Below are 12,501 nucleotides of genomic sequence, written 5' to 3'. Positions count from 1 at the left end.
TTTGGGGAGTTTGCCCGGCCGGACCGCTGCAGTGAGCAGCCGGGCGTGGGGTGTCAGAGTTGCGCCAGACCACCATCAACGGCGATCTCGCTGGCCGTCATGAAGCTGTTGTCCTGCGACGCGAGAAAGACAGCGGCCGCCGCGGGCTCCACTGGTTCAGCCATGCGCTGGAGCGGATTCATCGGGGCGAAGACCTTCATTCCCTCCTCACGGCGGTCTTTCCACTCAGTCTGTCCATGATGTGTCGCCAGATCGGCGTCCTCTGTTGAAACTAGGAACCAGTCTAGAGCCCTTGACTAATCAATTCAATTGACGAAAAATTTCTTATTTCAATCTATTTTTTAGATTAATCATGCTCGATAACGTCACCATCAACCAACTGCGTGCATTCGTCGCGGTATGCGATCAGGGAAGTTTTTCGGATGCGGCGCGCAAGCTCCGGCGCGCACAGTCCGCCATCAGCCATGCAATCAAGGCGCTGGAAAGCGCATTCGATGTCGAGTTGTTCGAGCGAAACACACGGAAGGCGCAGCTCACCGCAGCGGGGCAAAGCCTTTTGCCGGATGCGCGGGCAGTGCTCTCACGCACGGAAGAGATGAAGAACCGTGCCAGCTCAATCGCCAGAACCGGGGTACCGCAGGTTTCAGTTGCGATCGACGCTTACTTCCCACGCGCCCGCCTGATCGACTGCCTGCGGACGCTGCAAGCGGAATTCTCCACCGCAGTGATCAACTTGCGAATCACGACCATGCAAGGCGGCGAGAGCCTAGTGCTCGAAGGGGTTTGTGCCCTGGCCGTCACGATAGCGAACGTACCTGAGGCGAACCCGGATGCCATAGAACGCCACTGGCTGTCCGAGACGGAGATGGTGACGGTATGTGCACCTGCACACCCTCTCGCCTCGACACCGAAACCCATCCCGATGGACGAGTTTGGCAGACATGTCCAGATCGTCGTTACGGACAACCAGCTGGGAGCGGAAAGGACCCAACAGGGTGTCGCTGGCAAGCGCCAGTGGCTGGTCAACGATCTCGACGCCAAGCGCGATCTTCTGAACGCCGGTCTCGGCTGGGGGCACTTGCCACGGCACCTCGTTCGAGATGATCTGGCAAGTGGACGACTCGTCGAACTTGAACGACGCGCCTGGCACATCGGTTCGCTTACGTTCATGATCTCGCAACGACGCGGGTATGACCTCTCACCAAGCGAGTCGCGACTGGTCGAGCTTCTCGGCAAACCTGAGCCCGTCCGTCCTTTGAGCCGGCCCAGAATTTGAAGCTGAACAACAGTCGCCCAACATCACTCGAAACCAGCAGCCGCTCCCTTCATGGCGGCCCCCGACTGCGATTCCGATCTATGCCCAGACGTGACGAAGACATAAAACCTCGCCAGCTTTTCTAAAAACCCACACTGTGCGGGCTGTCTGTCACCACGCCCCGCATCAATCTCCGTCAGCCCGCCCTTCTCCGCACGTCCGGCGCACCAGCTGCCTCAGCCAGCGGTGCGCCGGATCCATCTCCAGGCGGGGATGCCACATCTGTGAAATCGTGATGACCTGGGTCGGCACGGGAAGCTCGAACGTCCCGAATGCCTGCCCGGCTTTCCCGCCCGCCGGTGGGGCCGGCAGATACGAAGCGGGCAGCAGCGCGATCAGGTCCGACGCCATGGCCACGGCCAATGCCGCCGGAAAGCCGGGAACCACGCTGGCCACCTTGCGGGCCAAGCCCAGTTCCGCCAGCGCATCGTCGACCGGACCATGGGCGCGTCCCCGGCGCGAAGCGACCACATGTCCATACGAGGCGTACTGCCCGGCGGTGACGGCCGGACTGGACAGCAGCGGATGTCCGGCCCGGACCACACCGATGAAATGATCGCGGAACAGGGCTTGCAGACGGATTTCCGGCCCCATGTTTTCCACGACTCCGATCTCCAGATCGACCCGCCCTTCTCGCAGATAGCGGGAATCCTTCTCCATCTTCGGAGCGAAATGCAGGCTGACGCGCGGTGCCTCGCTGGCCGCGGCCGCGATCAGCCCCGGGCCGAAGGCCTCGACGAACCCCTCGTTCGCCCGTATGACAAAAATACGGTCCAGGGTGGATGGATCCAGTTCGGACACCGCAGGCGACAGCAGTGTCCGGATTTCGAGCACCGCATCGCGTGCCCGCTCACGGATCGCCTGCGCATGAGGAGTCGGCACCATCTGGCGCCCCGCCCGGACCAGCAATGGATCGCCGGTCGTGGCGCGCAGCCGGCCCAGAGTCCGGCTCATGGCGGAAGTGCTCAGGCCGGTTCGTCGCGCCGCGCCGGCCACGCTGCCCTCGGCCAACAGTGCATCGAGCGCCACCAGCAGGTTGAAATCGGGTTCTGACATAGGAGGCGGGCCTGGTGCCCGGATGAAAGCGGGTTCGGCGCCGGATGCGACATGCGGCGTACCATGCAATGTATAACTGTAAATGATGCGTCTTCCGCCCGGTCGGCATCGCGATTACATTTTTTCCATGGATCGAACGATAGCGAGGCGAAACACCATGGAATTATTGACCGACAAGCCCGGCGACGAAGGATTGCCGGGCCGCGAGCGCGCCGCCGTCATGGCGGCGCTGATGACTTCCACCGTCATGGTGGTATTCGACGGATCCGTGGTCAACATCGCCTTGCCGAAAATGGCGGATGCGCTGCGGGTCGCGCCGTCGGTCGCCGTCTGGTTCGCCAATGCGTACCTGCTGTCCGTGGCCATGACGCTGGCCATTTTTGCCGCGCTCGCTGGCCGTTTCGGGTTTCGCCCTTTGTTCCTGCCGGGCCTGGCTGTGTTCACCCTGGCGTCGGCGGGTTGCGCGCTGGCGTCCGACGCCTATGCGCTGATCGTCTTGCGGGTGCTGCAGGGCATCGGCGGAGCCGCAGTGGTCAGCATTGGCCCGGCCATCTTGCGATCGGCATTCCCTGGCCGCCTGCTTGGGCGGATACTGGGCCTGAATGCGCTGCTGATCGCCGCCAGCACCGCCATCGCGCCGATCGTCGGCGGCACACTGCTCGATGCCTGGGGCTGGCAATGGCTGTTCGCATTGAACATCGTCCCCGGCGCGATGGCTCTGGCGATCGGCATGAAGACCATTCCCGCCGGACCGAGGGCCGCGCACGGGCCTTTCGACACCCCGGGAGCATGGCTCTCCGCCGTGCTGCTGGGCGCATTGATCATGACAGCCAACCACGTCACGATGCCGGGAGGCGGCTGGTACGCCCTCGTCGCCTTGCTCGCCGGCGCGGGGTTTGTGTGGCGCATGCGCCATGCGAGGCACCCGCTGCTGCCCCCCGTGATCTTTGCGTCAGCCCGGTTCTCGCTGGCGGCGCTGACCTCGATGACCTCGTTCATGGCGCAAGGCATCACCTTCGTCGCCCTGCCGTTTCTGTTCCAGAATGTATACGGCTACAGTGCCTTTGAAACCGCGCTGCTGTTCACGCCGTGGCCGGTGGGCATCGTACTGGTCGCGCCCCATGCGGGACGCCTGGCCGACCGCATGTCGCCCGCTGTGATCTCCACCATCGGCCTGTGCGTGCTGCTGGCCGGCCAGGTGTCGCTCGTCTGGCTGCCCGAACAGCCACAGGTCTGGGACATCGCGGCGCGTTGCCTGCTGTGCGGGATCGGCTTCGGCTGCTTCCAGAGTCCCAACAACCGGGAAATGCTGTCGAACGTCTCGCGCGAGCACAGCAGCTATGCCTCGGGCGTGCTGGCCATCATGCGCACATTCGGCCAGTGCCTGGGGACGGCGCTGGTGGGGGTGCTGCTGGCCATGCATGTCCAAGGCGGCGTGTCCATGGAACAACCGGCGGTGCGACTGAGCCTGTGGGTCGCGGTGGCGGCGACGGCGATGGCCGTGGCGCTGAGCCTGGGCCGCTTGCGAAAAACCGCCCGGACGTCCTGCCTGGATGCGTAGCGGGATTTTCCCATTCACAAATCGCAACCTATCTCCTTGAATTCTTGGAATTTATCCGACACTCCGACCCTAAACTGGGTTTGAGTGCCGGACCATCGGGAAATCAACGGGATACGGATCATGAAGGCCATCCAGAACACATCGAAAACCGGCATGGCCGCCCGCCTGCGCGCCATGTCGCTCGCTTTGGCCGCGAGCATGGCGGCCGCCCCGCTGTTGACGCTGCCGACGTCCGCAGCAGCAGCCGTCAACGTCGGCGTGGCGATCACCCTGGCGCCGCCGCCCCTGCCGAAAATGATCCAGCCGGTCGCCCCCGGTCCCGGCTACATCTGGACTCCGGGTTACTGGGCCTGGGGACCGGACGGCTACTACTGGATCGACGGCGCGTGGCTCGTCCCTCCCGCCATCGGGCTGCTATGGACCCCCGGCTGGTGGGGCTGGTCCGACGGCTACTACCGCTGGCACAACGGCTACTGGGGTCCCCAAGTCGGCTTCTATGGCGGCATCGACTACGGGTTCGGCTATTTTGGCGTGGGTTATGTCGGTGGTCATTGGCGGGGCAGGGATTTCTACTACAACCGGGCCGTCACCAACGTCAACATCACTCACGTCCGCACCGTCTACGTGGACAAGACGGTGATCCACAACGCCCCTCCGGACCGGCGACGCGTCAGCTACAGCGGCGGCCAGGGCGGCATGGCGACCCGACCGACGCCCGGGCAACGCGCCTACGCGCATCAGCCACACCCGGCCAATGCGCCGGGACGGCCTGAACCGGACAGAAACAGGCCCATGCATGCCGGCGGTCCCGGCCCGCGCGACATCCACCGCACCGACGGATCACGCCCGCCTGACCGCCAGGAAATGCGCGCACCTCGTCAGGCGCCGGAATCGTGGCGGGCGGGCGCCGGCCGGACCGCACAGCCCGACCGGCCTCAGAGGGAATTCCGCGAACGGCCGCATGATCAGTTCCAGGCCTCGGGACGTCCTGGTCCGGGACGCCCGGACGCCGGCCCCGGCCAATGGCGGCGCGGACCGGAGGAAAGACCGCGCGCCGAAGTCCCGGGGCGCCAAGGCCGGGATCGCCAGGAACCGGGCCGGCCGGGTCGGGAAGACCGCCGCCACTGATAATTCGCCGGCTACGAACAGCCAGCCGATACATGACGCGACCGACTGGCCTGGACAACTACCGGGTCTGATCCTGATCATCTCCCGGGTGCTGGATGAGCAATACCGGCCGATGCGTCAAGGCCAGCACCCGGCCGGCGACTGATCCGATCACCGCATCCAGCAGCACGCCCCGGCCATGCGCGCCCATCACGATCATGTGGGCGTCGACCTCGTCGGCGTAGCGCGTGATTTCCTGGGGCGCGAAACCGATCCGGGAATCGACCACGTGCGGCACGCCGGCCTGGCTCAGGATCTCGGCCGTCGGTTTCAACACCTTGGCGGATTCCTCCCCATACCATTCCTGGATCGCCTCGGCATCCACGAAACGGCTCACCCGGGCGGGCAAGTTGGCCATCACATGCAGAACCCTGACAACCCCGCCATCGGGCAGCAGCCCCGATTGCGCGATAAAACGCGCCGCCTGAAAACTGTACGAGGAACCGTCCGTCGCCAGCACAATATCCTTTGCCATGTGACCTCTCCTGTGATCCGGTATCCGGGCGCATGCCCACTCGACTCTAATCTACCGCACACCGGCTTCCTGCGGACCGGTTTTCCGGACGAAACCTTGCAATGGCGCAATCGATCGCATCCATTGTCCTGATCCCCATCCCGAAGGACAATAGGACGATGAACCCGACCCTACTCCATACCCTGGACGCCCAGCCCCTGGCCGTCATTGGCGACATTCATGGCGAGATCCAGGCGCTGGACGCCTTGCTCGACCGCTTGCGAACACATCCCGAAACGCGGGACCGTCTGCTGGTGTTCATCGGCGACCTGTGCGATCGCGGGCCGGACAGCGTGAGCGTCATCCGCCGGGTGCGGGAACTCGTGGAAAAAGGCCGTGCGCTCTGCATTCTGGGCAATCACGAAATCAATCTGCTCGCCAACGATGCGAAAGACGGTTCAGGCTGGTTCTTCGACAGCAGGAAAGCTTCCGATACCCCTTTCTATGCGCCATTCGTCCGCGCCTCGGCACGGGAACGGCCAGAAATCCGGGATTTCCTGTGTAGCCTTCCCCTGGCGGTCCGCATGCCGGGACTGCGGATCGTGCATGCCGCCTGGGATGCGGCTTCCATCGAGGCCATCGCCGATTTCCCTTGCGGGCACATCCTGGAACTGATCCGCGAACAGCAACTGAACGTCCTGCAGGCCGCCCGCGTTGACGACCTCCATGCCCGTTACCGCGGGGAACTCGAACGCTGGGGCAAGCAGCTGGAGAATCCTGACGACCCTCCTCCCTATCTGGATGCGGTGGCGGATTTCGAGTCGCTGGAACATCGTCTCAACCCGATCAAGCGGCTGACTTCCGGTATCGAGGCCCGCAGCCCGCAACCTTTCTTTTCCGGCAACCGCTGGCGTTATTCCGACCGAACGGCCTGGTGGAACGACGACGAGGACCCCACCCCGGTGCTGATCGGCCACTACTGGCGCTTGTTCACCCCCCCGGCTCAGGGGACGAACTGGCGCTACGGCCGTCTCTTCGAGGGCGTCCCGCCCACGGCCTGGCACGGTCGCCACCGGCAGGCTTTTTGCATCGACTACTCGGTGGGTGCCCGCTGGCGCCCCCGGAAATCTCCCGACAGGGGGCCGGAAAGCCATTACCGGCTGGCCGCCATGCTATGGCCCGAACGCGATCTGCTGTTCGACAACGGTGCCCGTATACCGACGATCGGCGGCATGCCAACCACCTGATTTCAAGACTTCCGCACTGTGGATAAGTCCAGAGACGGCTTCATGTGTTCATCCTGTCGACAAGTTGTTCATAAGCACGGACTTTTTGCCATGCCCGAAAACCATCCCCAAACCATGCCAGGATCACACACAAAGGAACCCACAGTAAAAAAGTATCCAACGCATTGATTTTTATTGATTTATTGAGTTTTCCGAGTTATCCACAACCTCTCACCATTCTTATCGGTTTTATATAAAAGAAAAGAGAAAAACATAAAGACCGTCATCCTCTCGACCAGGACTTCAACCCCGAAAGGCGTTCCAGCGCCGCATCCAGCGTCGTATCCAATTTGGCGAAGCACAAACGCAGCAAATGGTGATTTGCTGCGGGGACGTCGGGGTCGGCATAGAAAGCGGATACGGGAATGCTCGCGACCCCGATGTCCCGTGTCAGGCGGATGGCCAATGTTTTCTCCAGGCTGAAACCTATTGCGGAAGCATCCACCAGCAAGAAAAAAGTGCCTTCGGTATGCAAAGGGCGCAGCGGCGTTTCTTTCAAGCCGGCGGTCAGCCGGTCGCGTTTTTTCTGATAAAACCCGGACAAGCCCGAAAGTGCGTCGGATTGGCGCAGATACTGGGCGATGCCCGCTTGCATGGGCGTACTGACGGAGAAAACAGTGAACTGGTGGATTTTTTGGATTTCACGCATGACAGCGCGGGGCGCGCAGCAGTAACCTGTTTTCCAGCCAGTGGCATGAAAGGTCTTGCCGAATGAAGAGACCATGACTGTGTGTGCGGCCAGCAAAGGCCGAGTTGCAGGGCTCAGATGGGTCTGGCCATCGAACACGATGTGTTCATAGGCTTCGTCTGACAACAACAGGATCGGATGCTTGCCGACCAGGAACTCCAGTGCATCCAGGTCTTCCGGTTTCAGTGTCAAGCCCGTCGGATTATGTGGAAAGTTCAGGACCAGCATGCGTGTTTTTTTTGTGATGGCGGCCTCCACCCTGTTCCAGTCGACGCGAAACGATGGATCGTTCGTTTCAGGTGGGCGCATGGGAACACGTACGGCGCTGGCTCCCGCCAGACGGATCGCTGGGGCATACAAGTCATACGATGGATCGATCAGCACGACTTCGTCGCCTGGATGAACCAAAGCCAGCAGGCTGCTCATCAAGGCTTCTGTTGCGCCTGCGGTGACTGTGATTTCCGATTCCGGCGCGTAGGCGTGTCCATGCTGAGTTTCGATTTTGGATGCGATGGCTTGCCTCAACTGAAGCAGCCCGGGCATGGGGGCGTACTGGTTGTGACCTTGCGCCATGGCGTCAGCGACCGCGCGGATCAACGGGTCGGGTGGTGAATAATCGGGAAACCCCTGCCCCAGGTTGATGGCCTGGAACTCTTGGGCCAGGGCGCTCATTTCCGCGAAGATGGTGCCGCCGACGTCGGGCAGCTTGGAAGGCAGTGAATTCAGCATGTTTGGTTTTGCGATTGATGTGTGTTGGTTTTAGGATGCGTTTCCAAGCACGAAGGCTTCAGTTGCGGATACAATCGCGCATAAGGGAAAACTATGATTTGACTTTTCATATTGCGTAGTTATGCTCCCTGTTGCAATGCAATCTAGCAGTACGCACGTTTCGCACACGGCATGCCCTGTTGCTACCCGCACTACGGCACGATCTGTATCGTTTCAGCGTTCTTGATTCATTGTTTTCTTTCATTCATTTAGGACGTTTCAGATCATGGCTCAAACGGGCAAAGTCAAATGGTTCAACGCTGAGAAGGGCTTCGGCTTCATCACGCCGGACGCTGGTGGCACCGACGTGTTCGCGCACTTCTCCGCTATCGAAGGTCGCGGCTACCGCAGCTTGAACGAAGGCCAGGCCGTGCAGTACGAAGTCAAGGATGGCCCCAAGGGTCCCCAGGCTGCTGAGATCCGCCCGCTGTAAATCAGTCGGCAGGTTTCTGAAAGGCACTCCTCGGAGTGCCTTTTTTCATTCCCGTTTCTTTCGGACAACAAAATTTGTACCCTTCTTGTTCAGTGCTTGTCCACAGCTTTGTTCACACCTTTATATTTGATCTTATGAATGTTTCACGTGGAACATCATCGATTCGATTTGTCGTGGTCTGAGCGGTTGATTACCTGAAGATTTTCGCACTTGGATTTTTATTGGGTGGGTAATTCTTTTGCCATGATGTTCCACGTGAAACATCTAAATTCTGTTTCACGTGGAACATTGTTAAAAGGAACGGCGAAGTATAATTTTGGGAAATTTTCTGTTCCCGCTATGAATTACTCCGAAGAATTCGATGTGCTCGTGATTGGTGGTGGTCATGCTGGAGCCGAGGCTGCATTGGCCGCGGCACGCATGGGCGCTTCCACGCTGCTACTGACCCATAATTTGGACACCTTGGGTCAAATGTCCTGTAACCCGTCCATTGGCGGGATTGGCAAAGGGCATCTGGTCAAGGAAATTGATGCCCTTGGCGGCGCCATGGCGTGGGCCACGGACCAGGCGGGCATTCAGTTCAGGATCTTGAATCGTTCCAAAGGACCTGCAGTCCGGGCAACGCGCGCTCAAGCGGATCGATCCCTGTACCGGCGTGCGATGCGGATGATCTTGCAAAATCAGAAAAATCTGATGATCTTCCAGCAGGCCGTGGATGATCTGATTCTGGAGGGCGACCGTGTGGTTGGGGCGCGTACTCAAATCGGTCTGGTATTCAAGGCCCGAGCCGTGGTCTTGACGGCGGGTACGTTTCTCAATGGTTTGATGCACGTTGGCCTGTCTCATCACGCGGCGGGTCGAGCAGGAGACCCTCCCGCAACCAGTCTGGGTCAGCGGCTCAGGGAAATGAATTTACCCCAGGGGCGATTGAAGACAGGCACACCGCCACGCATCGACGCGAACACCATCGATTTTTCCAGGACGGAGGTCCAGCCGGGGGATATGGATCCCGTGCCGGTCTTCTCCTTCCTGGGACGGGCCGACATGCATCCGGAACAAGTGCCGTGCTGGATCACGCATACCAATGAACGTTCGCACGAAATTGTGCGTTCAGGTCTGGACCGTTCGCCGATGTATAGCGAGCAGGGGACGATTGAAGGAATCGGTCCACGGTATTGTCCTTCGATCGAGGACAAGATTCATCGTTTCGCCGACAAGACCAGTCATCAGGTATTTCTCGAACCGGAAGGGGCTTCTTCCCGCGAAATTTATCCGAACGGGATTTCGACCAGCTTGCCGTTCGACATTCAGTTCGAATTGGTGCGCAGTCTGCCGGGACTGGAGAACGCCCGCATCATGCGGCCCGGCTATGCGATCGAATACGACTATTTCGATCCCCGGCATCTGCATGCCTGGCTCGAGACCCGAGCGATCCGGGGTTTGTTCTTCGCCGGTCAGATCAATGGCACCACGGGTTACGAAGAAGCCGCCGCCCAAGGTCTGCTGGCGGGGGCCAATGCCGCTTTGCAGGTGATGGGGCGTGAGCCCTGGATAATGGCGCGCAGTCAGGCCTATCTCGGTGTGTTGGTGGATGATCTTGTAACCAAAAGTGTTACCGAACCTTACAGGATGTTTACATCGCGGGCGGAATACCGGCTCAGCTTGCGCGAGGATAACGCCGACCTGCGACTGACCGAGATCGGCCGGTCGCTCGGCTTGGTGGATGATGCGCGCTGGGATGCCTTCAGCCGCAAGCGCGATGCCGTGGCGGCTGAAATCCAGCGCCTGAGTGAAACCCGAGTCAATCCGGCGGTGCTGGATGCCCATGCCCGCGATAACCTGTCCCTGCAGCGCCTGGATCGTCATCCAAGCCTGCTGGATCTTCTGCGTCGCCCCGATGTCGAATACGACACCCTGATGTCCCTTCGGGACGAACAGGGCACGTTGCTGGCCGGTCCTGGTCTGGAAGACACCGTGCAGGCCGAACAGGTCGGCATCCAGGCCAAGTATGCCGGTTACGTGGATCGTCAGCGCGACGAGATCGAGCGCCAGAAGGCCCAGGCGGATCAGGCGGTGCCGGACGATTTCGACTATGCCGGCGTCACAGGTCTTTCCACCGAGGTGCGCCAGCGCCTCGAAGCCGCGCGACCCGCCACCGTGGGGCAGGCGGCTCGGATATCCGGTGTTACGCCGGCGGCGGTGTCCTTGCTGCTGGTCCACCTGAAACGGCATATGCGCGGGCGTCGGGCCGCATGATTGTCGATACTCCTTTTCCCCAGTTCCGCGAACGCCTGGAGACGGCGCTGGACAGCCTGAGCATGGCGCAGGATCGCGCGCATGTGCCCGCGCTGCTGGGCTATCTGCAACAGCTGCGGCACTGGAACAAGGCCTATAACCTGACCGCCATCCGCGATCCCGAAAAGATGCTGGTGCAACACGTGTTCGACAGCCTGGCCATCGTGCCCGAACTGCGGGCACGATGGGCGCGTCCGGGCCTGAAGGTCGCGGACATGGGGTCGGGCGCGGGTTTACCGGGTATCATTCTGGGCATCTGCCAGCCTGACTGGTCCATTGTCTGCGTGGATGCGGTGGGCAAGAAAACCGCGTTCATCCGCCAGGCGGCCGGCGTTCTGGGGCTGAAGAACGTGCGCGCGGAACACGGTCGCATCGAGTCCATGGACAGCTTGCGGGCGGATATCGTGATTTCCCGCGCTTTCGCCTCGCTGTCGGACTTCGTGCGTGTCGCCGCGCATCATCGTGCGCCCGGTGGCGTGATGCTTGCCATGAAAGGACAGGATCCCGTCGCCGAACGGGCCGCCCTGGAAGCCGACATGGGCTGGTCCGTGAAACGCACCGTCGAACTGAGTGTGCCCGGGATGGACGCGCATCGCTGCCTGCTGGAACTCGAACATGAAAAGGCCCTAAACGGTCCCGAAGGAACCCAATGACTGCCGATCGTCCGAAATCCGCCCGCGTGTTCTGCATCGCCAACCAGAAAGGCGGCGTGGGCAAAACCACCACGGCCATCAATCTGGCCGCATCGCTGGCCCAGCATGGCCAGCGCGTGTTGCTGGTCGACCTGGACCCGCAGGGCAATGCCACCATGGGCAGCGGCATCGACAAGAACGCGGCCTCCGTCAATCTGTACCAGGTGCTGATCGGCGAGGCCGACGTCGCGCGGGCACGCATCCGTTCCGAGAGCGGTGGCTACGACGTGCTGCCGTCGAACCGGGAATTGTCCGGCGCCGAGATCGACCTGGTGCAGATGGACGATCGGGAAATGCAGCTCAAGCGGGCCCTGTCCGCGGTCGCCCAGGACTATGACTTCATCCTGATCGATTGTCCGCCGACGCTCTCGTTGTTGACGCTCAATGGCCTGGCCGGGGCTCATGGCGTGATCATCCCCATGCAGTGCGAGTATTTCGCGCTCGAAGGCCTGTCCGACCTGGTCAACACCATCAAACGGATCTACCGCAATCTGAACCCGGACCTGGAACTGATCGGTTTGCTGCGCGTCATGTTCGACACGCGGATGACATTGCAGCAGCAGGTCTCGGCCCAGCTTGAATCACATTTCGGTGACAAGGTGTTCAAGACCGTCGTGCCGCGCAACGTGCGGCTGGCCGAGGCGCCCAGCCATGGCCAGCCCGGCGTGGTCTACGACAAGTCGTCCCGGGGCGCCCGGGCCTATCTCGCCTTCGGCGAAGAGCTCATCCGCCGTGTCGGCGGCAAGATTCGACCGCGCGCGGCCTGAAAGACCACCCGGCATCACA

Annotated in this window: 11 protein-coding genes and 1 pseudogene; 8 read left to right on the top strand and 4 right to left on the bottom strand. The window is 61.3% G+C overall.

Features of this window, described 5'->3' with window-relative positions; translation table 11 throughout:
• Positions 1-53 precede the first annotated feature (53 nt).
• Positions 54-209: pseudogene (locus O4H32_RS01865) on the bottom strand (SDR family oxidoreductase); the annotation flags it as partial.
• Between the two features lie 143 nt (positions 210-352).
• Here O4H32_RS01865 and O4H32_RS01860 point away from each other — a divergent pair.
• Positions 353-1,276 (top strand): LysR family transcriptional regulator, encoded by a 924-nt coding sequence (locus tag O4H32_RS01860; protein WP_269356147.1) that lies wholly within the window; start codon positions 353-355, stop codon positions 1,274-1,276.
• 165 nt (positions 1,277-1,441) lie between these two features.
• Here O4H32_RS01860 and O4H32_RS01855 read toward each other — a convergent pair whose 3' ends face one another.
• Positions 1,442-2,371, bottom strand: coding sequence for a LysR family transcriptional regulator (locus O4H32_RS01855; protein WP_269356146.1), 930 nt, complete (start codon positions 2,369-2,371; stop codon positions 1,442-1,444).
• A gap of 157 nt (positions 2,372-2,528) precedes the next feature.
• Between O4H32_RS01855 and O4H32_RS01850 the strand changes: the two genes are divergently transcribed.
• Together O4H32_RS01850 and O4H32_RS01845 are read left to right on the top strand one after the other, a co-directional pair.
• Positions 2,529-3,932, top strand: a complete 1,404-nt coding sequence (locus O4H32_RS01850; RefSeq protein WP_269356144.1) for an MFS transporter — start codon at positions 2,529-2,531, stop codon at positions 3,930-3,932.
• Positions 3,933-4,052: 120 nt separating this feature from the next.
• Complete coding sequence (locus tag O4H32_RS01845) at positions 4,053-5,060, top strand: hypothetical protein (RefSeq protein ID WP_269356142.1); 1,008 nt, start codon at positions 4,053-4,055, stop codon at positions 5,058-5,060.
• Between the two features lie 58 nt (positions 5,061-5,118).
• Here the strand turns inward: O4H32_RS01845 and O4H32_RS01840 are convergent, their stop codons facing one another.
• Positions 5,119-5,574, bottom strand: coding sequence for a universal stress protein (locus tag O4H32_RS01840; RefSeq protein ID WP_269356141.1), 456 nt, complete (start codon positions 5,572-5,574; stop codon positions 5,119-5,121).
• Positions 5,575-5,732: 158 nt separating this feature from the next.
• Here O4H32_RS01840 and O4H32_RS01835 point away from each other — a divergent pair, with 158 nt between their 5' ends.
• On the top strand, positions 5,733-6,800 hold the full coding sequence (locus tag O4H32_RS01835) for a metallophosphoesterase (RefSeq protein WP_269356139.1): 1,068 nt from the start codon (positions 5,733-5,735) through the stop codon (positions 6,798-6,800).
• Positions 6,801-7,062: 262 nt separating this feature from the next.
• Here the strand turns inward: O4H32_RS01835 and O4H32_RS01830 are convergent, their stop codons facing one another.
• Positions 7,063-8,256 (bottom strand): methionine aminotransferase, encoded by a 1,194-nt coding sequence (locus O4H32_RS01830; protein ID WP_269356137.1) that lies wholly within the window; start codon positions 8,254-8,256, stop codon positions 7,063-7,065.
• 265 nt (positions 8,257-8,521) lie between these two features.
• On the opposite strand from O4H32_RS01830, the gene O4H32_RS01825 reads away from it, so the two are divergent.
• The 4 genes from O4H32_RS01825 to O4H32_RS01810 all read left to right on the top strand — a co-directional run bounded on the left by O4H32_RS01825 (position 8,522) and on the right by O4H32_RS01810 (position 12,482).
• Complete coding sequence (locus O4H32_RS01825) at positions 8,522-8,728, top strand: cold-shock protein (RefSeq protein ID WP_043679103.1); 207 nt, start codon at positions 8,522-8,524, stop codon at positions 8,726-8,728.
• 339 nt (positions 8,729-9,067) lie between these two features.
• A complete protein-coding gene (gene mnmG / locus O4H32_RS01820) occupies positions 9,068-10,984 on the top strand; it encodes a tRNA uridine-5-carboxymethylaminomethyl(34) synthesis enzyme MnmG (protein WP_269356135.1) in 1,917 nt (638 codons plus the stop codon).
• The gene (rsmG, locus tag O4H32_RS01815) at positions 10,981-11,676 is read left to right on the top strand and encodes a 16S rRNA (guanine(527)-N(7))-methyltransferase RsmG (RefSeq protein ID WP_269356133.1); all 696 of its coding nucleotides are present in this window, start codon (positions 10,981-10,983) and stop codon (positions 11,674-11,676) included. Before mnmG ends, rsmG begins: the two co-directional genes overlap by 4 nt.
• Positions 11,673-12,482 carry a ParA family protein gene (locus O4H32_RS01810; protein WP_269356131.1) on the top strand — a complete coding sequence of 270 codons (810 nt, stop codon included), beginning with the start codon at positions 11,673-11,675 and terminating at the stop codon, positions 12,480-12,482. The genes rsmG and O4H32_RS01810 overlap by 4 nt, the downstream gene beginning before the upstream one ends.
• Positions 12,483-12,501: the final 19 nt, after the last annotated feature.

The organism is Castellaniella denitrificans, assembly GCF_027214045.1.
GTDB lineage: Bacteria > Pseudomonadota > Gammaproteobacteria > Burkholderiales > Burkholderiaceae_B > Castellaniella > Castellaniella denitrificans_A.
The sequence above is the reverse complement of the archived record's forward strand: the minus strand, read 5'-3'. Positions and strand labels throughout refer to the sequence as shown.

Bases quoted from the DNA above. Each gene is read 5' to 3' on its own strand.
- O4H32_RS01810 (WP_269356131.1), top strand. From the start codon at position 11,673: ATGACTGCCGATCGTCCGAAATCCGCCCGCGTGTTCTGCATCGCCAAC.
- O4H32_RS01840 (WP_269356141.1), bottom strand. From the start codon at position 5,574: ATGGCAAAGGATATTGTGCTGGCGACGGACGGTTCCTCGTACAGTTTT.
- O4H32_RS01850 (WP_269356144.1), top strand. From the start codon at position 2,529: ATGGAATTATTGACCGACAAGCCCGGCGACGAAGGATTGCCGGGCCGC.
- O4H32_RS01845 (WP_269356142.1), top strand. From the start codon at position 4,053: ATGAAGGCCATCCAGAACACATCGAAAACCGGCATGGCCGCCCGCCTG.
- O4H32_RS01825 (WP_043679103.1), top strand. From the start codon at position 8,522: ATGGCTCAAACGGGCAAAGTCAAATGGTTCAACGCTGAGAAGGGCTTC.
- O4H32_RS01855 (WP_269356146.1), bottom strand. From the start codon at position 2,371: ATGTCAGAACCCGATTTCAACCTGCTGGTGGCGCTCGATGCACTGTTG.
- O4H32_RS01860 (WP_269356147.1), top strand. From the start codon at position 353: ATGCTCGATAACGTCACCATCAACCAACTGCGTGCATTCGTCGCGGTA.
- O4H32_RS01830 (WP_269356137.1), bottom strand. From the start codon at position 8,256: ATGCTGAATTCACTGCCTTCCAAGCTGCCCGACGTCGGCGGCACCATC.
- mnmG (WP_269356135.1), top strand. From the start codon at position 9,068: ATGAATTACTCCGAAGAATTCGATGTGCTCGTGATTGGTGGTGGTCAT.
- rsmG (WP_269356133.1), top strand. From the start codon at position 10,981: ATGATTGTCGATACTCCTTTTCCCCAGTTCCGCGAACGCCTGGAGACG.
- O4H32_RS01835 (WP_269356139.1), top strand. From the start codon at position 5,733: ATGAACCCGACCCTACTCCATACCCTGGACGCCCAGCCCCTGGCCGTC.